Source organism: Sphingopyxis sp. (assembly GCF_035686825.1).
GTDB lineage: Bacteria > Pseudomonadota > Alphaproteobacteria > Sphingomonadales > Sphingomonadaceae > Sphingopyxis.
In genome coordinates this window covers 331,187-352,709 of sequence record NZ_DASRYZ010000005.1, presented here as the reverse complement: position 1 = coordinate 352,709, position 21,523 = coordinate 331,187, and the positions used below count along the sequence as shown (strand labels likewise).

8 protein-coding genes are annotated in these 21,523 nt (G+C 67.7%); 6 read left to right on the top strand and 2 right to left on the bottom strand.

Translation table 11 applies throughout. The features are described from left to right. Positions 1-248 precede the first annotated feature (248 nt). Entirely contained in the window at positions 249-737 is a 489-nt protein-coding gene (locus VFG17_RS12680) for a PilZ domain-containing protein (RefSeq protein ID WP_325029834.1), read from the bottom strand. Between the two features lie 581 nt (positions 738-1,318). Between VFG17_RS12680 and VFG17_RS12675 the strand changes: the two genes are divergently transcribed. From VFG17_RS12675 to VFG17_RS12650, 6 genes are read left to right on the top strand one after another with little or no spacing between them, the layout of a single operon-like run. After that, a complete protein-coding gene (locus VFG17_RS12675) occupies positions 1,319-13,762 on the top strand; it encodes a VCBS domain-containing protein (protein WP_325029833.1) in 12,444 nt (4,147 codons plus the stop codon). A 48-nt stretch (positions 13,763-13,810) separates the two neighbouring features. Beyond that, positions 13,811-14,548 (top strand): OmpA family protein, encoded by a 738-nt coding sequence (locus VFG17_RS12670; RefSeq protein ID WP_325029832.1) that lies wholly within the window; start codon positions 13,811-13,813, stop codon positions 14,546-14,548. Beyond that, positions 14,548-15,942, top strand: coding sequence for a TolC family protein (locus VFG17_RS12665; protein ID WP_325029831.1), 1,395 nt, complete (start codon positions 14,548-14,550; stop codon positions 15,940-15,942). Before VFG17_RS12670 ends, VFG17_RS12665 begins: the two co-directional genes overlap by 1 nt. 36 nt (positions 15,943-15,978) lie before the next feature. Next, complete coding sequence (locus tag VFG17_RS12660) at positions 15,979-18,126, top strand: type I secretion system permease/ATPase (protein ID WP_325029830.1); 2,148 nt, start codon at positions 15,979-15,981, stop codon at positions 18,124-18,126. Continuing rightward, entirely contained in the window at positions 18,123-19,199 is a 1,077-nt protein-coding gene (locus tag VFG17_RS12655; protein ID WP_325029829.1) for a cell wall hydrolase, read from the top strand. Before VFG17_RS12660 ends, VFG17_RS12655 begins: the two co-directional genes overlap by 4 nt. Before the next feature lie 2 nt (positions 19,200-19,201). Beyond that, the gene (locus VFG17_RS12650; protein WP_325029828.1) at positions 19,202-20,461 is read left to right on the top strand and encodes an HlyD family type I secretion periplasmic adaptor subunit; all 1,260 of its coding nucleotides are present in this window, start codon (positions 19,202-19,204) and stop codon (positions 20,459-20,461) included. Here the strand turns inward: VFG17_RS12650 and VFG17_RS12645 are convergent. Beyond that, positions 20,407-21,456 (bottom strand): transglutaminase-like cysteine peptidase, encoded by a 1,050-nt coding sequence (locus VFG17_RS12645; RefSeq protein WP_325029827.1) that lies wholly within the window; start codon positions 21,454-21,456, stop codon positions 20,407-20,409. The genes VFG17_RS12650 and VFG17_RS12645 overlap by 55 nt on opposite strands. Positions 21,457-21,523: the final 67 nt, after the last annotated feature.

The following is a 21,523-nucleotide window of genomic DNA, read 5'->3' as shown; positions in this document are numbered from 1 at the left end:
GGATAGAATATCGTAGGCTTAAGTCAACAAATGCTTGATTTTTCGTACCTTGGCGTAGAAAAAGAAGCTCTGGCGTATTTGTTGTAATTTCTTGCCAAGGTTGGGGTCGAGGGTTCGAATCCCTTCGCCCGCTCCAGTTTTTCCGAACATCAGCGGTTATTGGCGGTGTCCTTTGGATAGGACATCCGGGTACGACCCTCGGTCTCGTCTTACATCGCCTTCGTTCCACCGGGCCTTGGGCCAGGACCCTAGGAGAAGGTCAGCGAGGCGAGGGCGACGATGAAGATCAGGATCACCGCTGTGAACAGCGCGGTCAGCGCCGTCAACAGCACCGCGCTCGACGGACGCCGCGAATAAAGGCCAGCGAAATCGGCCGCCGCGCTCGCACCGGCATCATCGGCCGCGTCGTCGTCGTGCGGCGCCTTGAGCAGCGCGGCGCTGATCGCGCTTTCCGGGACCGGGGTCAGAAATTCGCATCCGAAGAGCCGGCCGTTCTCGCGCACCACGCGCGCCGGGGCGGCGCCCAATTCGGGCAAGACCAGCAGGAAGGTTTCGCCGAGCGCGAAGGCGGCGTCGGTTTCGATCAAAAGGCCCGTTCGCGACAGGTTCCGGATGACGACCGCCGCCTCGCTCGATGCAGAACGCGCCGCGACGTCAAGACGCAAGGTGCGCCGCGGCATCCGTCGGCGGTCGGCCGCCTCGGCGGGTTCCGCGATATGGGCCAGCAGCGATCTCACCGGCGTCTCCTTTGACGACCAGACATCGCGCGGCAAGTTTAATATTGCCTTGTCGCCCGCCCGATCCCCGCACGGGATGCGTAAAAATACCCAGATCTGTCGCCGCGATAGCGATGCTTGCGACTTAACAATTAAACGGATTCGCCTCTGCGGACCGGAGACGGCTGCGACGAACCGTTGCATCTTGTGGACCGAATTGAGACGCAATCGGGGCGGGGCGAACCGGCCGCCGCTCCGGACAAGATATTTCAACTAATTGAATAGTAAGATTCTTCCGCCGCGCAATGTTGCCTCGGACGGGGCAAGGTTGGTTGCGAGATGGTGTTTCCTAAAAAATTGTTAACACGCTTGCGGAGTCTCCGGAATCCATGTTCTCCTGATGGGTGGGGAAGGTCCGAGTCGCTCGGACAAGTGGGTCGCACTGACATTGGTGGAATTTTGCTGTGCTGCTTTCGCGGCAGGGCGAAGTGCGTGCGAGGGTAATAGCCATGGATTCTTTCGACAATCCGGCCCGGAGCGGAACCACGGGGTCTCAAGGCGGAGGCGGGGAGGGCGTATCGGTCGCCCCGTCGAACCAGGCCGTGGCGGACAGTGATTTCCTGGCCGCCGCCGCGCACGTCACCGCCGCCGCATCGGCGCTGCCGCTCGCGATCCAGGCGATCCTGCTTCCCGACGCGAGCGGACGCGTCGTCCTGCCCGCCGGCGCGTCGATCGACGACATCAGCGTGTCGGGCGCCGACCTGATCGTCACGTTGCCGAACGGGCAGGTGCTGATCATCCCGAACGGCGCGGTCGATATCCCGTCGATCGTCATCGACGGCGACACGGTGCCCGCGAGCACGGTCGCGCAGCTCCTCGAAAATCTCGGCGAGCTCAATCCCGAGGCTGGCACGCGCAGCTCGGGCGGCAATTTCGCCGACCCCGAGGGGCCGATCCAGGACGCCTATGCGCTCGGCGACCTTCTGCCCTACACCGAACTCGCCTTTGCGCAGCCCGAAGACCGCGAGCTGATCCCCGACCTACCCGACCCCGACGACGAACCCGAGGTGGTCATCGTCACCCCCGACCAGCCCGCGGGCGCCGCGGCCGCAACCGCGAGCGTCGACGAGGCGGGGCTGCCGGTGCGCGAGGGCGAACCCGCGGGCAGTGACAGCGCCGCGAACAGCGAAACCACGACCGGATCGATCGTCTATGACGCGTCCGACGGCCTCGACGCGATCACGATCAACGGCACCACGATCACCGCGGTCGGCCAGGTCATCGCGACACCGCTCGGCCAGCTGACGATCACCAGCCTGACGCCGGGCAATGTCGGATACAGCTATACGCTCGCCGACAACAGCGATGCGAATACCGATCCGACCGACGTCTTCACCGTCACCGTCACCGATAGCGACGGCGATACCGCGACCGCGACGCTGACGATCGACGTCGTCGACGACGTCCCGACCGCGCGCGCCGACACCGACGCGGTCACGGCGGGCAGCTTCGCGCCCGAGGCGGGCAATGTGCTGACCGGCGCGGGGACGACGAGCGGCGCCGCGGGCGCCGACACGCCGGGCGCCGACGACGCTGCGCTGACGGGCATCCGCGGCGCGGAAGGCGAAGGCGGTTTTGCGGCGCCCGGGACGGTGCAGGGCCAATATGGCGCGCTGACGATCGGTGCCGACGGCGGCTACACCTATGTCCGCGATCCCGGTACGCCGGGCGGCGTCGACGATGTCTTCACCTATCAGATTACCGACGGCGACGGCGATACATCGACGGCGACCCTGACCATCCGTATCGCCGATGCGCCGACCGTCATCACCTTCGTCCCGGGCGAAGGTGATGACGGGACCATCGTATACGAAGCCGACCTGCCGGGCCGCGAAGGCGAGACCCCGGGTTCGGCCTTCGCGGGGGGTGAAGGTGGTGGCGCTTCGACCAGCGGCACCATCACCTTCACTGCGCTCGACGGCGTCGGCAGCGTGGCGATCGGCGGCACGACGCTTAACCCCGGCGCGCTGCCGCAGACGATGGCGAGCGACGCGACCGGAACGCTCGTCGTCACGGGTTACAGTTTCGATCCCGCGACCGGCGAGGGGGCGGTCACCTATGTCTATACGCTGGTCGACAACACGCTCGACGGCGACGGCACGACGGTCGGCTTCGACCTCGTCATCACCGACGCCGACGGCGATGCGGCGTCGGATACGCTCGAGATAGTGATCGTCGACGACGCGCCGACCGCGCGCGACGACAGCGACAGCGTGACCGAAGACGGGCCGGCGACGGCCGACGGCAATGTTTTGACGGGCTTGGGTGGCGGCGACGCCAATGCGACCGACGGCGTCGCCGACACTCAAGGCGCCGATGGTGCGGCGGTCACCGCGGTGAGCGGCGGCATGATCGGCGCCGCCTTCGCGACCACCTATGGCACGCTGACGCTCAACGGCGACGGCAGCTATAGTTATGTTCTCGATAGTGCGGCGCAGGCGGTGCAGGGGCTTTCGGCGGGTGAGACGCTGACCGACAGCGTCACCTACACGATCACCGACGGCGACGGCGACACCGATACCGCGACGTTGACGATCGTCATCGCCGGCGCCGACGATGGCGTGACCATCACCGGCCTCGACGCGGCGGGCGCCGAACTCGCCGTCGACGAGGATGATCTGCCGGCGCGTGCCGGCGAAGCGCCGGGGTCGGACGCGACCCCCGACGGCGTGACCGACAGCGACAGCTTTACGGTGTCGACCCCCGACGGCATGGGCAGCGTCGTTCTCGACAGCTTCAATGGTGTGCCGCTCGGCGCGCCGCTGACGCTCGTCACTACCGACGGCAGCTTCACGCCGCAATCGGTCGCGACCGCCTATGGCACGCTCGCCGTCACCGGCTTCACGCCCGTGACCGGCGCCGACGGATCGGTGATCGGCGGCAGCTTCACCTATAGCTACACGCTGACCGACAACCGTGCCGATCATCCGGCGGCCGGCGAGGACGCCCGCAGCGACAGCGTCGGCGTCACCGTCACCGATGCCGACGGGTCGAGCGCCAGCGCTGCGATCGACATCCGCATCACCGACGATGTGCCCGATGCGATCGACGATTCGGCCGCGCAGACGGTCGAAAATGCGCCGGTGACGATCGATGTGCTCGCCAATGACGTGCACGGCGCCGACAGCGTGCAACCGTCGGCGGTCGCGCTGGTCGACGGTTCGCTCACGGGCACCGGTACGCTCGTCGACAATGGCGATGGCAGCTTCACCTACACCCCGGGGGCACAGGAAAGCGGCACGATCAGCTTCCAGTATCGTATCACCGATGGCGACGGCGACACCGACGTCGCCACCGCGACGATCACGCTCGTCGTCGATTCGGCGCCGCGGATCGGCAAGGCCGCCGACGTCACGGTCGACGAGGACGGGCTTGCGGGCGCCAACATCGACAATGGTCTCGCGGGCGAAACGACCTCGACCGGCAGCGCGAGCGCGACCGGCACGATCATCGTCGATTTCGGCAGCGACGTTCCCGCGACGCTCGCGGGCTCGCTCGTCCTCAACGACAGCGCCGCGCTCGACACCCAGCTCACCGTCGGCGGCGTGCCGGTCACCTTCGCCAAGGTCGGGGGCGACCTCGTCGGCTCGGCCGGCGGCAATGAAGTGATCCGCATCGCGCTGACGAGCGCGGCGGCCGGCCCCGGCGCGAACGACGTCACCTATGGCTATTCGGTCACGCTGTCGCAGGCGGTCGATCAGGCGCTTCCCGGCGTCGAGGACAGCGACTTCCTCGCGGGCATCGGCTTCACCGTCACCGATCAGGACGGCACCCAGTCGTCGGGGTCGTTCGGCGTGACGATCGTCGACGATCTGCCGACGCTCAATGTGTCGGACACGCCGACGAGCGTCGTCGAGGGCGCTACCGTCAACGGCAGCTGGACGCTCGACGCCGGCGCCGATGGCGTCACCTCGGTCGCCGTGACCTTCGGCAGCGGCAGCGCGACCTTGTCGCTGACCCCCGGCGCCAGCGTGTCGATCACGCAGCCGACCGGCACGCTGACGGTGGGCGCCGACGGCAGCTTCAGCTTCGCCGCCGCGGGCAATCAGGACAATGGCGCCAATCCGGCGGCGAGCTTCACCCTGTCGGCGGTCGACCGCGATGGCGACCCCACGCAGGACAGCCTGACGATCGCGATCGCCGACGGCGCGAATCCGCGGAACGCCGCACCGATCACGCTGACGGTGAACGAGGCCGCACTGGACGGCATCGGCAGCAATCCGGCGAGCAATGCCGAGACGGTGAACGGCGACCTGATCTTCGGCGCGGGATCGGATGCGCTGTCGGGCTTTGCCTTCACCGGCGTCGCCGGGCTGGTCGCCAATCTCGACGGCGCGGGCACCGATATTTACTGGACGATGGCGCCCGACGGACAGACGATCACCGGATCGCTGACGATGGGCGGCCCCGCCGCGATCACGATCGCGCTGACCGCACCCGCGTCGGTGGCCGCCGGCACGAGCGGTATCGCGACCGTCACCGTCACGCTCGCCGACAATCTGCCGCACGAACTCGCCATGCTCGCGCAGACGCAGGCGCTCGGCACCGTCACCGTGCAGGCGGCCGACACCGACGGCGACGTCGCGAGCGGCACCGTCACCGTGCAGGTCACCGACGATGTCCCGACCGCTCAGCCAGACATCGACAGCGTTGCAGAGGACGGCGCGCTGATCGCCGACGGCAATGTGCTGACGGGTGGCGGCGGCACCGACGCGAACGGCACCGACGGCGCCGCCGATACGCCCGGCGCCGACGGCGCGAGCGTCACTGCGCTCGCGGGCGGCACGGTCGGCACGCCGCTCGTCAGCACCTATGGCACGCTGACCCTCAATGCCGACGGCAGCTATTCCTATGCGCTCGACAATGCGAACAGCGCGGTGCAGGGCCTCTCGGCCGGCCAGACGCTGACCGAGACCTTTACCTATACGATCACCGACGGCGACGGCGATCCCGCGACGACGACGCTAACGATCATAATCAACGGCGCCAACGACGGGGTGACAATCAACGGCCTCGCGGTTCCCGGCGGTGAGGAGACCGTCAACGAAGACGACCTCCCCGACGGGTCGTCGCCTAACCCGGCGGCGCTGACCCAGACGGGCGACTTCACGGTCGATGCGCCCGACGGGCTGAACAATGTCACCATCGGCACCGCGCAGGTGATGACGAACGGCGTCTTCACGCCCGGCCTGACGACGACGAGCCCGCTCGGCACCGTGACGATCACCGGCTTTACCCCGGTCCTCGCGAGCGACGGGTCGGTGATCGGCGGGACCTTCACGTACCAATATGTGCTCGACGACAACACGCTGACCCACCCCGCAGCGGGTGAGGACGATGTGACCGACAGTTTCCCGGTCACCGTCACCGACAGCGACGGCTCGGTCGGAAATGCCAGCCTCGACGTCAGGGTCATCGACGACGTTCCGGCCGCATCGCCCGAGCCGATCCAGAATGTCGCCGAGGGCGCGACCGTCACCGGCACGCTCGATTTCGTCGAAGGTGCCGACGGGGCGAGCGTTACGGCGATCAACGGCACCGCGCTGGTCTTCGGCATGGACGGCTATTCGCAGGCGATCGACATCGGCGACGGCATAATCAAGGTAAAGGCCGACGGCAGCTACAGCTTTACCGCCGACGCCGCGGTTGCGGGAACGGGCAGCGCCGCGGCGACCTATACGGTGACCGACGGCGACAACGACGTCGCGACCGCGGCGATCGGTTTTAAGATTACCGACGCCAATGTCCCGACCGCGGGCACGACGCAGGCGTCGGTCGACGACGACGCGCTCGCGGGCGGCAACCCCGCGAGCGTGACCGGCGACCTTCCCGACCCGAACAGCGACGGCGACAATGATCAGGCGACCTTCAGCGGCCTCCTCAACCTGAACTTTGGCGGCGACGGGGCAGGCTCGGTGAATTTCGCCGCGATGGACGGTCAGACCGCGCCGGTCGGGCTCGAAACCGTGACCTATGGCTGGAATGCTGGGACCAACATACTCACCGCCACCGGCCCGCGCGGCGTGCTGTTCACGGTCGAGGTGACCGATCCCGCGACCGGCGCCTACACGGTCACGCTCGTCGACAATGTGCTGCACAGCCCGGGCGACGACGAGAATGACGCGTCCGCCACGCTTGGCTTCACCGTTCTCGACAGCGACAATTCGTCCGCGACCGGCACCCTCCAGATCAGCTTCGACGACGACGCCCCGACGGCCGTGCTCTCGGGCAGCGAACCCACGCTGACGGTCGACGAAACCACGCTGGGCACCGGTTCGAGCGCGTCGTTCGTGTCGTCGTTCACGACGAATTTCGGGGCCGACGGCGCGCTGGGCGGCGCGTCGGGACCCGCCTATCTGATCGAGATCAACACCTCCCAATCGGGCCTGGTCGACAGCGCGACGGGACAGAACGTCCTGCTCGCGCAGGTCGGCAACATGGTCGAAGGCCGCACGGCGGGCGGCGATCTCGTCTTCACCGTCACCGTCGCGGCGAACGGCACCGTCACGCTCAATCAACTGCGCGCGGTCATGCACAGCCCGGACACCGGCGCCGATCAGCCGCTGACTTTGTTGTCCGACGACGCCGTCGTCCTGATCGCCTCCGCGACCGATGGCGACCTCGACAATGTGCGGGTCGAACTCGGCATCGGGCACAATCTCGTGTTCCGCGACGATGCGCCGGTCGCGAACGACGATAGCGCGGGCCTGACCGAAGGCGGTCCCGCCTCCGTCACCTTCGACGTTGACACCAACGACAATGCCGGCGCCGACGGCTTCGGCAGCCGCAGCTTCACCAGCCTGACCGGCACCTACGGCACGATCACGATCAACGGCGACGGCACCCAGACCTATACGCTGACCCCCGCCGGGCAGGCCGCGATCGATGCGCTCGCGCCCGGTGCGACGCTGACCGACATCTTCACCTACACGCTGACCGACAAGGACGGTGACAGCGACCCCGCGACGCTGACGGTCACGCTGACCGGCGCCGATGACGGCGTCACCATCACCAACCTGACGCCCAAGCTCGGCGGCGGCGACGCGACGGTCGACGAGGATGATCTGCCCGCCGGGTCGGACAGCATCAAGGAATCGCTGACCACGACGGGCAGCTTCAATATTTCGGCGCCCGACGGCGTCGCGAACCTGTCGGTCCATGGTGTCCAGGTGATCAACAACGGCGTCTTCACGCCCGCGGCGATCCCGACGCCGCTCGGCAATATGCTGAACATCACGGCATACAACGCTGCGACCGGCGAGGTCAGCTACAGCTACACGCTGAACGCCGCCGAGACGCATCCCGGCATTCAGGGCGAGAACAGCCTGTTCGAGGATTTCACCGTCGAACTGACCGACAGCGACGGCGACGATACCGACAGCCTGCTGTCGATCGCCATTATCGACGATGTGCCGACGGCGGCCGCCGACGCCGCCATTGTGGTGGCCGAGGACGCGGCGGCGGTCGGGGGCAATCTGCTCGCGAACGATACGCGGGGCGCCGACGGCGCGAGCGTGACCTCGGTGACGATCGGCGGCAATGTCACGGCGATCAATGCGGTCGGCACGACCGTGATCCCGACCGCGAACGGCACCTACAGCTTCACCGCGACCGGCGTCTGGAGCTTCGACCCGAACCCCGTCAGCAACGCCGCGGCGGTCGATGCCGGCTTCAGCTACACGATCACCGACGGCGACGGCGACGTCTCCACCGCGGAGCAGGCGATCAGCCTGACCGACGGCGCGGGTCCGGGAGGCGGCGGTTCGATCACGCTCGCGCTCGACGACCAGAATCTCGTCGACGGATCGACCCCGGCAGGCCCCGATTCGGCGAACGACACGCTCGTCTTCACGCCCGGCTCGGACGCGATCGCTTCGATCGTCTTCGCGAGCAGCGTCGCGAGCCTCGGCGGCGGGCTGACGTGGGTGCGCGTCTCCGACACGCAGATCACCGGGTCGGACGGCGCCCGTCTCGTCGTCACGCTCGACCTGGTGCGCGTCGGCAACAGCGCGTCGGTCACCGCGACGCTCAATGACAATTACGACAGCCATCCAGGTCTGAACCTCGACGATCTGGCGAACCTCGGTTCGGTGGGGGTCGTGGCGACCGATGTCGACGGCGACACCGCGACAGGCAGCGTGACGGTCACCGTTTCCGACGATTTGCCAACCGCGCGCCCCGACACCGATGCGATATCCGAGGATGCGCCGGGCGGGGCGACGGGCAATGTCATCACCGGCGCCGGCACCACCAATGCACCGGGCAGCGCCGATACGCAGGGCGCCGACGGCGCGAGCGTGACCGGCGTCGCGGCGGGGACGTCGGGGGCGGCGGTTTCGGGCAATGTCGGTGCCGCTGTGGGCGGCAGCTATGGCTCGCTGACGCTGAACGCGGGCGGCGGCTACACCTATACGCTGAACAACGGCAATGCGGCGGTGCAGGCGCTCGGCGTGGGCGAGACGCTGACCGAGACCTTCACCTACACGATCACCGACGGCGACGGCGACCAGTCGACGACGACGCTGAAAATCACGATCAACGGCACGAACGACCTGCCGACGATCGGAACGGCGGCGACCGCCGTCTCGGACGAGGGGCTGGCTGGCGGCTTGCCCGACGGCGCGGGGACGGTCGACACGACCAACCTCACGCTCCGTATGGGCACGATCGCGGTCGGCGACCCCGACGGCGATCCGCTGACGCTGTCGCTCGGCGCGCCAGCCACGGCGCTCTTCTCGGGCGGCCAGCCGATCGTCTGGGACACGACCAACCCGCAATTGCTGCTCGGCAAGGTCGGCGGAGTGACGATCATCAGCGTCGGAATCGACAATGGCGGCAATTTCACCGTCTCGCTGGAGGGGCCGATCGATCACCCCGACACGACGATCGAGGATGCGCTGTCGCTCGTCGTGCCCGTCAGCGCCAATGACGGCACGACGACGGTGACCAATGCGGCGGCGCTGACCATCGGGCTGGAGGACGACGCGCCGCTCGCGATCGCGCCGCTCGCCTCCGCGCTGATCAACGCGCCGGGATCGTCGGTCTATCAGTCGCTCGACAGCGATGGCGACGTCGACAATAATTATGGCGGCGACGGCCCGGGAAGCGTCATCTTCACCGCCGCGACGATCGCCGCGCTGCAAGGCCAGAATCTGACCGCGGGCGGCCAGGCGCTGAGCTATGTCATTTCGGCGGGCGGCACCGTGTTGACCGCCGAAAAGCCGAACGGCGACGATGTCTTCATCATCCGCCTGCAACCGGCGGGTCATGCCGACCAATATCAGGTCGAAATGGTCCAGAAACTCGATTCGACCGCGACGATCGATTTCAACAGCGGCGGGTACAACATCGTCGGCGGCAACACCGCGTGGATCGGGTTTGCCAAGGCCGGCGACAACAACAGCCCCGACATCCTCGTCACGCCGATGACGGGCGGCGTCGATGGCGGCAAGATGAACGCCAACGCCACCAGCACCGGCGTTTCGGACGGCAACAGCGTCGGTCCGACCGAGGCCGTGCGTATCGATTTCGTCGTCGATCTCACCGGCACCCCCGGTAACAACGATTATGCGCCGCTCGCGAACCAGACCCACGCGTTCGATTCGCACTATTCGGCCAACGGCGCGTCGGCCTTCTTCACCAACATTACGGGCAGCAGCAGCGTCCGCATCGTCGCGCGCGACGATCTCGACACCGACAATGACGTCGGCGACGGGGTCAAGGACAGCATCACCGGGGTTGCGATCAGCTTCAACGGCGCGACGCTGATCGTGACCGCCGCGGGCGTCTATAATGTCGGCGGGCAGAATTATACGGTCAGCTTCAGCGGCGGCGAAGCGACCGTCGCGGGGGTGGTCGAGAACACCCGTCTCGCCGGCTTCACCGCCGACGGCTACAACAGCATCGAATTCCACCACGCGGGCGGCAACACGTTCAAGATCGGCGATTTCGGCGCGGTCGTGCAGACCGAAAATCCCGTGAACTTCAACGTGCCGGTCACCATCGTCGATGGCGACGGCGACACCGCGCCGGGTTCGCTCGCGATCACCACCGCGCCGCCGCTGCTCGTCGTCGGCTCGGCCGCCGGCGACGTCGCGGGCGAGCCGACCGACCATGTCGTCGCGAACCCGCAGGGCCAGCCCGACGGCACGATCGAGGGCGGCGCCTTCGACGACACGCTCGTCGGCGACCCGGGCTCGGTGACGATCACCGAGGGGCAGCAGGCGAATGTCGTGCTCGTGCTCGACAGTTCGGGCAGCATGACCACCCAGATCGCGTTCGGCGGCGGCACGATTTCGCGGATGCAGGCGCTCAAGAACGGCGTGAACGCGCTGATCGACAGCCTCTCGCAATCGGGCGCGAAGGACGTCCGCATCACCGTGATCGATTTCGACAGCAGCGGCACCAATCTCGGGACGTTCGACCTGATCGTGAACGGCGTCGTCCAGGCCGGCGAGGTCGATGACGCGAAGGATGCCGTCAACGGCATGTCGGCGTCGGGCAGCACCAATTATGAGGACGGGCTGCAGGACGCGCTGAGCTGGATCAACGGCGGCAACGGCATCGCCGGCGCTGACGTGAACAAGGTCGTGTTCGTGTCGGACGGCAACCCGACCGTCTGGAACAGCGGCGGCAACGGCAGCGACAGCGACGCGACCAACGTTCAGAATTCGATGAACCAGGTGCTGGGCTCCGACGGAACGAACGAGCCGCAGCAAATCCTCGCGACCGGCTATTCGATCGACTCGGTCGGCATCAACGTCAATTCGACGCTGCTCGCGCGTCTCAGCGATGTCGAGGACGGCGTCGCCTCGGGCGGAACCGGCAGCGCGACCAACGCGACCTCGGCCGAACAGCTCGCCGCCGTGCTGCAGGTCCTCGGCGGCTCGACCGACCTCGCCGCGGCCGGCAACGACATAATCAACGGCGGGGACGGCGCCGACGTCATTTTCGGCGACGTGCTCTACACCGATACGCTCGCCGCCAATCTCGGCGTGAATCTGGCGCCGGGATCGGGCTGGGCGGTGTTCCAGACGCTCGAAGGCCGTGTGAACGCCGAATCGATCGACCCCGCGGGCAATGGCGCCGACTGGAATCGCCAGGACACGATCGCCTATATCCGCGCCAACTATGCCGAACTGGCGCAGGAAAGCGGCCGGACGGGGGGCAATGACACGATCAGCGCCGGCGGCGGGAACGACGTCATCCTCGGCCAGGAAGGCAATGATACGATCAGCGCGGGGGCCGGCGACGACCTGATAGCCGGCGGCACGGGCCGCGACGTCATGACCGGCGGCACGGGAAGCGACAGCTTCGTCTTTAACGCGGGGGACAGCCGTCCGACGCTGGGTGGCAGCGGGGATGTCGGGACGATCACCGGTCATGATGTAATCACCGATTTCAACTTGGCGACCGACATACTGGACCTACCCGGCGCGCCGGTCGCCGACGGCGATGGACCGGTCAACGGGACCAACTCGGCGCTGACGATCGGCGGCGAGCCGGTCCGGTCGCATTCGGTCACCAATGGCGTGATCAGCTTCGACGACAATAACAGCTTTGGTACGGCGCTCGCCTTGTCGAGCGACGCCCGCGTCGCCGCCGCCGTCGACTATCTGCAGCGCAACGACCTCGGCCCCGCGGGAACGACCGTCGCTTTCGTCGCGGGGACGCGGACCTTCGTCTATCAGCAGGTCGGAACCAGCCCCGACCCCGTGAACGACATCCTCGTCGAACTGCAGGGCGTTACGATCACCAATTTGAACACACTGATCGGCACGCGTGTCGCTCCGGTGACGCTCGACCTCGACGGCGACGGGCTCGATTTCGTCTCGTCGGCGGCGGGCGCCGCCTTCGACCATAACGGCGACGGCGTGCGCGAGGCGACGTCGTGGGCCGGCCGCGGCGACGGCATCCTCGTCCGCGACGCCAATGGCGACGGCATCGCCAATGATGGCGGCGAGATCAGCTTTTCGGTCGGCGGCTCGACCGACCTCGAAGGGCTGCGCCTGCAATATGACAGCAACGGCGACGGCAGGCTCAGCGCCGCCGACGCCGAATTCGCGAGCTTCGGCGTGTGGCAGGATGCGAACGGCGACGGCGTCACCGGCGCGGGCGAGTTCCGCTCGCTCGCCGACCTCGGCATCGCCAGCATCGCGCTGACCTCCGACGGCAAAGCCTATGTCGCGGGCGACGGCGAGGTGATCGTCCATGGCGAGGCGAGCTTCACGCGCACCGACGGTAGCACCGCCGCGGTCGGCGACGTGTCGTTCATCACCCCGCGCGCCGCGAACGACATCGACCGGACTGCGGGCAATCAGGCGCTCGCCGGTTCGCTGGTCGCGGCCTCGCTCGTCGCCATCGCGCACGACGTGCGGCTGGATGGGCCGGTGACGGACAGCGAACCGGTCGAACATGCCGCGACGACCGACGTTGCAGAGGGTAATGCCGCCGCCCCGACGGCCGAAATGACCCGCGTGGCCGCGCCGCAGGTCGCGGCCGAAACCGCGCCCGAACACGCGGAGGCGGCCCGGCCCGCGCCCTCGACCGCGGCGACGGCTGATGAGGTCGCCCCCGCTTCGATCGACGCGGACCGGGACGATTGGCGCGCCGCTGCCGCCAACGACGCCGACACCGGCAGCGATGCCGATGCGCTGTTCGATCAGGTCGCGGACCACACCATGCCCGATCAGGGCATGATGGACGGCCTGCTCGCGCTCGCCGCGCTGCCCGCCGAAGCCGGCATCGCCGATGCCGCCACGCACGACCCCGCCGCGGCGGCGGTGCTCGCCGAGGTGCTCGAAGGCGGCAATGCGATCGACCAGCTGATCGATGCCGTCGCGGGCGACGGAACGGCACCGGACGCGGGCGGCGAAGCGCCCGCCTTCGATCTGGCGCAATTCCTGGGAGAGAGCGTGGCGCCCGGCGCGGCGATCATGCCGCATCCGACGATCGAGCAGGATCTTCACCAATTGGCGGCGGTCTGACCGGCGCATTTCAGGACCAGAAAGACCTAGTGGGAGGGCGATCAGACCATGGCACATCAACCGGGACATTGGATGACGGGGGGGATGACGGGGGCGCTGGCGGCGCTGGCACTCGTCCAGCCAAGCGGCGCGATGGCGCAGCCGCTCGCCGATCGGCCGATCGGCGAGCTCAAGACCGAGGTGCGGAGCCGCTACGACGCGGCGCTCGCGATGTCGGTCGACCCCGCGGTCACGGCCGCCGACAGCAATAACTACGCCTGGGCGTCGGAGGCCAAGGTCCAGTGCGGCATCGCGCTGGGGTTCCTGAAATCGAACAGCAAGGACGCCGAAAGCCTGCGCCGCTGCGATTTCGCTTATGGCATGATGACCCGCGCGCCGCAGCCAGCGGCCGAGGCGCCGCTGGTGCCGCCCGCGCCGCCCTCGACCGAAAATTGCCCGCCCGAGGTCGCCTCGACCTTCTATTTCGACTGGGATTCGACCGTCGCGCCCGTCGATGCGGCGCAATCGGTCGCCTTCATGGCCGAAAACCGCACGCGCTGCGCTTGGCGAAGCTTCACCGTCGTCGGGCACACCGACCGTTCGGGCCCCGATAGCTACAACGACGGGCTCGCGCTGCGCCGCGCGCATGCGATCGCCGACATGATGGGCGGCGCGGGCATTCCGGCGGACACGATCGCCGTCTCGGGCATGGGCGAGCGCCAGCCGCGCGTCCAGACCGTCGACGGCCAAAGGACGCCCGAAAACCGCCGCGTCGAAGTCGAAGTGAACGGGATGGGGGGACAGTGATGAAACCGCAACACAAGCTCGCCGGCCTCGTCTCGGCGCTCGCCATATCGCTTTTCGCCGCCTCGGCCGCGGCCGAACCGACCAGCATGCAGAATGTCATGGCGGTTGCGATCGATTCGAACCCGCAGATCCATCAGGCGGAGATGAACAAGCAGGCGATCGAGTTCGAACTCGAACAGGCGAAGGGCCTGTATCTACCGCGCATCACGCTCGAAATGTCGGCGGGCGTCCGGCGGCTCGAAAATTCGACCCGTCGCGCGCTCGGCATCGCCGACGACGAGCTCTATCCGCTCGAAGCCGGGATCCGCGCCGAACAGACGCTGATCGATTTCGGCCGCCGGCGCGGCGAGAAATTGCGCCAGGCGGCGCGCGTCGACGGCGCCGCGCTGCGCGTCGTCGAACGCTCCGAATTCATCGCGCTCCAGAGCGCGCGGCAATATCTCGACGTCCTGCTCCAGCAGCGCGTCGTCGCCGCCGCCGAAGACAATATGACCTTCCACAACGGCCTCGTCTCGGACCTGTCGAGCGGGGTGAGCGCGGGCTCGATCAGCATCGCCGACCTCCAGCAGGCGCAGGAACGCGCCAAGGCGGCGAGCGTGCGCGTCAGCGAAGCGAAGGAAGCACTGCAGAATGCGAAGATCGAACTGCTCGCGCTAAGCGGGCTTCAGGTCGACGAGGTGCAGATGCCGCCGGCGATGGCCGAAAGACTTCCCGTCAGCCTCAGCGAAGCCGTCGGCCTCACCCGCACGCGGCATCCCAAGGTGCTCGAGGCGCAGGCCGACGTCGATGCGTCGAACGCCGAAGCGAAAAAGGCCAAGGGCGATTTCGCGCCCACGATAGGCCTCGAGCTGTCGGGCCGGATCGGCGACGACATCGACGCCTTCCGCGGCGAAACCAACGACCTGCTCGGCCGCGTCGTGCTGCGCTGGGATATTTTCGACGGCGGGATCAACCGCGCCAAATATCAGGAGATGGTGCGCCGCGCGAGCGAGAGCCGTTTCCGCCTGCACGAAGCCGAGCGCAATGCCGAGGCCGATACGCGCCGCGCGTGGAACGCCCGCGAGACGCAGACCGCGGTGTTCCGCGACCTCGTCGACCAGAGCAAGGCGACCGACGAGCTGTTGCTGTCGTACCGCGACCAGTTCGGGGTCGGGCGGCGTTCGCTGCTCGACGTGCTCGATGCGCAGAACACGCGCTTCAACGTCCAGGTCCGCGCCGAAACCGCGCGCTTTTCGGAGATGTTCGCGGTCTATCAGATCCTCGCCTCGACGAACAATCTGCTCGACGCGTTCAATCTGACCGCGCCCGAATCGCGCCGCGTCTATGCGCGCGAAGAGGTCGGTTACGGCCCGCCCGCGCCCGCCGAGCTTCAGCGTCGCCGTTACCCGCAATGACGATCGGTGGATTGATTCCAGATAGAAAAATCGGACATGTTGCAGGATCGATCCACGATTGCGCACATCGGTAGGGAGGCTCCGGGCGATCCGCTGATCGCCTGCATCCTCTTCGTGGCGCAGCATTTCGGGCAGAATTTCCAGCGCGGCGCGCTTGTCGCGCTCGCCCGCGACGAACGCGGCTTTCTTCCCTTTCATCAGGCCGAAGCCGCGCTCGACCTCTGCTTCATCAACAATGAACGGCTCGATGCGCGCAAGGTAAGGCACTTCGCGCGCGAGCTGCCCGCGATCGTTCGCCGCACCGACGGCACATGCGCCGTGTTGCTCGAGGCGAAGGACGAGCAATATCTCGTCTGGGAACCCGGCGCGGCCCTGCCTTTCTGGGCCGACGAGGCGGCGATCGAGGACAGCTATGCCGGACAGGCGGTGGCGGTTGCCGCCGATCCCACCGCGATCCGCGCCGAGGAACGGCCGTGGGACGCGGCCGCGAAGCGCCACTGGTTCTGGAGCGAGGTGCGGCGGATGCGCCGCTCCTTCTACCCCGTGCTCGGCGCGGCGCTGATGATCAACCTGCTCGGCTTCGCGCTGCCGCTGTTCACGATGAACGTCTATGACCGCGTCATCCCGAACAAGGCGGTGTCGAGCCTCTGGGTGCTCGCGATCGGGGCCTTGCTCGCCTTCGCGGTCGAATTCACGCTGCGCCTCGCGCGCGCGACGCTGCTCGACGATCTCGGCCGCGATCTCGACGTCAAATTGTCGGAGAAAATCTTCTCGAAGGTGCTGAACATGCCGCTCGCCGACCGGCGCGGCAGCACCGGCATGCTCGCGCGGCGCGTCTCCGAATTCGAAAGCGTGCGCGATTTCTTCGCCTCGACGACGATCGTGCTGATCGTCGACCTCGCCTTCCTCTTCCTCTTTCTGATCATGATCGCGGTGCTCGCGGGCTGGCTCGCGCTCGTCCCGCTCGCGATCATCGCCGCGATGGGCGTCGCGGGCTATTTCCTCCAGCGGCGCATGATGCAGGCCTCGCTCGACAATCAGGCCGACATGAGCATCCAGCACGCGATGCTCGTCGAGGCGATCGGCGGCGCCGAAACGGTCAAGAGCTGCGCCGCCGAGGGGCAGGTGCTCGGCCAGTGGCGCCGGATGGTTGACACCAGCGCCCGGACGCAAACGGCGCTTCGCCGCACGGGCGCCGCGGCGATCAACCTCGCGACGCTCGGTCAGCAATTTTCCGGCCTCGCGCTCGTCGTCGGCGGTTTCTATCTGTTCGATGCCGGCAAGATATCGATGGGCGCGATCATCGCGATCGTCATGCTCGCCGGCCGCTCGATGGCGCCCGTCGGCCAGCTCGCTTTCCTGATGACGCGCGGGCGGCAGGCGCTGACGACGATGGCGAGCATCCAGCAGATGATCGAGGCCGGCGACGAACGCCGCATGGGTAGCAGCGCGCTCAATCTCACGATCGACAAGGGCGACGTCTCGGTCGAGGGGCTGTGCTTCACCTATCCGGGCGCCGCGGCACCGTCGCTCACCGACATCGACCTCAGGATCGATGCGGGCGAGCGGATCGCGGTCGTCGGCCGCGTCGCGTCGGGCAAGTCGACGCTCGGGCGCCTGCTCTGCGGGCTCTATGCGCCTGATGCGGGCAATATCTTCATCGACGGGCTCGACAGCCGCCAGCATTCGCCGATCTACCTGCGCTCGCAATTCCGCTTCGTCGGACAGGACGCGGTGCTGTTCAGCGGCTCGATCAAGCAGAATATGCAATATTGCGCGCCGGCCGCCACCGATGCCGAGCTGCTCGCGACGCTGCAGTCGATCGGCGCCGACCGCTTCATGGGCCGCGACGAAACCGGGCTCGACCGCGGCACCGGCGAACGCGGCGGGCAGTTGTCGGGCGGCCAGCGCGGCTTCCTCACCATCGCCCGCGCGCTCGCCTCGCCCTCGCGCCTGCTCTTCCTCGACGAACCGACCGGCGCGATGGACACGCAGAGCGAGCGGCTGTTCATCGAGGCGCTCGATAGCGCCGTCGGCCCGTCGCAGACGCTGATCATCGCCACCCACCGTGAGGCGATCCTCCGGCTGTGCGACCGCATCATCGTCATCGACGGCGGCCGCATCGTCGCCGACGGCCCGCGCGCCGAAATCCTCGCGCGATCCACCAAGGAAGTGGCATCATGATCCCCGAACTCCACATCGGGCGCGACGGCGCCGCGCGCGCGGACGCCCCTTGGGCCGACGATCGGCAAGCCTCTCCGAGACTGAAGCTCGTGCTGCTCGGTCTGGCGCTGTTCGCCGCCGCGATCCTCTTCGCCGCGTCGAACGATCGCCTGCCGCGCTTCGTCGAGAGCTGGAGCGCCGACCCCGCTCAAACCGCGAAGGCCGCGAAGCAACAGGCGATCGCCAGACTGATCACCGAGACCGAGACCGACGCGATCGTCCCGACCGCCGAGGGCGCCGACGCGGTCGCGCGCAACGCGCTGCTCCCGGTGTCGACGCTGCCGGTCGAGGCCGCACGACCGTTCCTGATGCCGACCATCTCGCTGGCGCAGGCCACCAACGCGCAACGCTGCCTGACGCAGGCGATCTATTATGAAGCGGCGACCGAATCCGACGCGGGCAAGGCGGCGGTCGCGCAGGTCATCCTCAACCGCATGAAACACCCCGCCTATCCGAACACCGTTTGCGGCGTGATCTATCAGGGCAGCGCACGCCCCGGTTGCCAGTTCAGCTTCGCCTGCGACGGATCGATGCGCCGCCCGCCGGTGCCCGCGCTTTGGCGCCGCTCGGCCGAGATCGCGCGCGCCGCGCTGTCGGGCCATGTCGAGGCGAGCGTCGGCATGGCGACGCATTATCACGCCAATTATGTCCTGCCGCGCTGGGCGCCCAAACTCACCAAGATCGAACAGATCGGCGCGCATATCTTCTATCGCTGGCCGGGGTCATGGGGAAAGCCGCGCGCCTTTTCGGACGCCTATGCCGGCGCCGAATATATCCCCGCCTTCAGCCAGCTTTATCAGGGCGGTATAGCATCTGCCGAGGCGTTGCCCGGCGAAGCGATCGCGATCGCGGGCGCGCCGCCGCCGCGCGATCCGACCGACCACCGCGCCGACAACGACGTCGGCGGCCGCGTCGACGTCACCAAGGGCTGGGTCCCGAACATCCCCGATCCCACACAAAGCAAGGCGCGCTTCGACAGCCTGACCGGCCAGCAGGGCGCCACCGCCGCGCCCGATCCGCAGCCCGGACCATAGCCATGGGCATCGTCAAATTTTGGCAACGCCTCCGCGGCAGCGAGCAGATCATGGTGGCGGCCGCGGCCGGCCTCACTCTCTTCCTCCTGTGGGCGAGCATCGCGCGCGTCGATGAGGTATCGCGCGGGCAAGGGCGCGTGATCCCGTCGTCGAAGGTGCAGATCATCCAGTCGGCCGAACCCTCGACGATCCGCGAGATCCTCGTCCGTTCGGGGCAGACGGTGAAAAAGGGGCAGTTGCTCGTCCGCCTCGACAATACGACGTCGCAGTCCGAGCTCGGCCAGCTCGAAACCGAAAACGCCCGCCTCGCGCAGCGCGCGGCGCGCCTCGCGGGCGAGGGGGGTGCGGGGGCCGGCTGCATCGGGGCGAACTGCGGTGACGAAGCGCGGCTCGCCGAGGTGCGGCGTTCGTCGCTGCAAAGCCAGCTCACCGCGCTCTCGGCAGGGGTCGAGCAGCGCCGCCGCGACATGGCCGAGGCGCAGGCGACCGCCTCGTCGCTCGAGACGAGCCTGCGCCTCGCGCGCGAAGAGGTCGCGATGCTCGAACCGCTCGCCGCGAAGGGCGTGGTGCCGCAGACCGAGCTTTTGAGCGCGCAGCGCGAGGCCGTCGACGTCCAGGGCCGGCTCGCCGCCGCGCGCCAGGCGATCTCGCGATCACAGGCCGCCGTGCGCGAAGCGGGCGCCGAGGTGCAGCGCGCGCGCTTCGACTTCCAGCAGGAGGCGCTCAACGAACGCAGCCAGCTCGCGACCAAGATGGCGGTCAATGAGGAGACGATCCGCGGCGCCGAAGGCCGCCTCGCGCGCTCCGAAATCCGCTCGCCGGCGCGCGGCGTCGTCAACGACCTGCTCGTCAACACGCTCGGCGGCTACGTCAATGCGGGCGAACAGATCATGCAGATCGTGCCCCTGGGCGACAAATTGCTCATCGAAACGCGCGTCACCCCGCGCGACATCGCCTTCATCAAGGTCGGCGACCCCGCGAACGTCAAGGTCACCGCCTATGATTTCTCGATCTACGGCGGCCTCAACGGCAAGGTCGTGCGCGTGTCGGCCGACAGCATCTATGACGAGGTCGAGCGGCAGGCCTATTTCACCGTCGTCGTCGAAACGACCAACGCCTATCTGACCTCGAACGGCCGCCGCCTGCCGATCACCCCCGGCATGCTATGCGATGTCGAGATCGTGACAGGGAAAAAGTCCGTGCTGAGCTATTTGCTGAAACCGGTCTTGAAGGTCAGCGGATCGGCACTCACCGAACGCTGATTATTGAGCGCGAGCGTGTAGCTTTTCTCCGACGCGGGAATCGCCGCGAGATTGGGCGACGGCTGCGTGCCGCGATAGGCATGGACCCAGCGCCGGTTGCCGCTGAACGACAGCACCGGGCGCACCGCATTGGCCCTGCTGCCGTCATAAAGCCGGTCGGTCACATTATCGAGCACCAGCTTGCCCGCATCAGTCTCGACGAGCAGAAAGGCATGGTCGGCGTTCGCGGCGAGGTCGCGGAGCAGCACCAGCTTCATTCGCTCGGGATCGATGCCGGCGGCGCGCAGCATCTGCATCTTGAGGATCGCGAAATCCTCGCAGTCGCCCTTGCCGCGCGCGATCGTCTGTTCGGCGGTCGCCCAGAAATCGCGCTGGCGGTAATTGCGGTCGTCGCCGACATAGGCGATCTCGCGATTGACCCACTGGTTGACGCGCGCGAGCAATTCGGGCTCGCTGAGCCCCGGCGCAGCGTTCGCGCGGCGCAGTTTTGCCTGCATCAGCCCGGCGGGCGCGGCGGCGCGGACGCGGTTCCAGCGGGCATCGAAGCGCGTCCGCTTGACCGGGATCGCGCGGGTGCCGAGCTCGGCCGTCGCGTCGGTTTCGGCGATCGGAGAAAACGTCGATGCGCCGCCGCAGGTCTCGGCCGATACGAAGGCGATCGGGGTGCGGCTCGCGGGCTCCATCGCCTCCCGCACCGGCAGCGGATCGCGGCGGCCGGCCGCCGACACCGCGGCAGCGGGCTTCGACGCCTCAAGGCCTTGCTGATCCGCCCGAATGCGGTCGAGCGCGCTCGGCGCGCCGCCCAATATGGCGCGCGAGATGGAGGCCTGCGCGGGCGCAGCAACGGCGCATGCGGCCTTGCCGTCCGTCACCGACTTCGCGTTGACCAGCTTCGACGCGGCATGCGCCGCCGACGGCGCCAGTGCGACGGCGGCAAGCGCCGCCGCAGCGACAAGCCACCGCGACTCGGAAACAGGATGGGCGGAGTTGCTCATGCTGCCCGCTTTGCCGGAGCGGCGTGAGCATCTGCTTCATGGTCATGGTAAACAATCTATTCACCAT

What these genes read in the sequence shown, in the direction of transcription:
- VFG17_RS12670 (WP_325029832.1), top strand. Translation starts at nt 13,811, where the DNA reads ATGGCACATCAACCGGGACATTGGATGACGGGGGGGATGACGGGGGCG.
- VFG17_RS12665 (WP_325029831.1), top strand. Translation starts at nt 14,548, where the DNA reads ATGAAACCGCAACACAAGCTCGCCGGCCTCGTCTCGGCGCTCGCCATA.
- VFG17_RS12660 (WP_325029830.1), top strand. Translation starts at nt 15,979, where the DNA reads ATGTTGCAGGATCGATCCACGATTGCGCACATCGGTAGGGAGGCTCCG.
- VFG17_RS12655 (WP_325029829.1), top strand. Translation starts at nt 18,123, where the DNA reads ATGATCCCCGAACTCCACATCGGGCGCGACGGCGCCGCGCGCGCGGAC.
- VFG17_RS12650 (WP_325029828.1), top strand. Translation starts at nt 19,202, where the DNA reads ATGGGCATCGTCAAATTTTGGCAACGCCTCCGCGGCAGCGAGCAGATC.
- VFG17_RS12645 (WP_325029827.1), bottom strand. Translation starts at nt 21,456, where the DNA reads ATGAGCAACTCCGCCCATCCTGTTTCCGAGTCGCGGTGGCTTGTCGCT.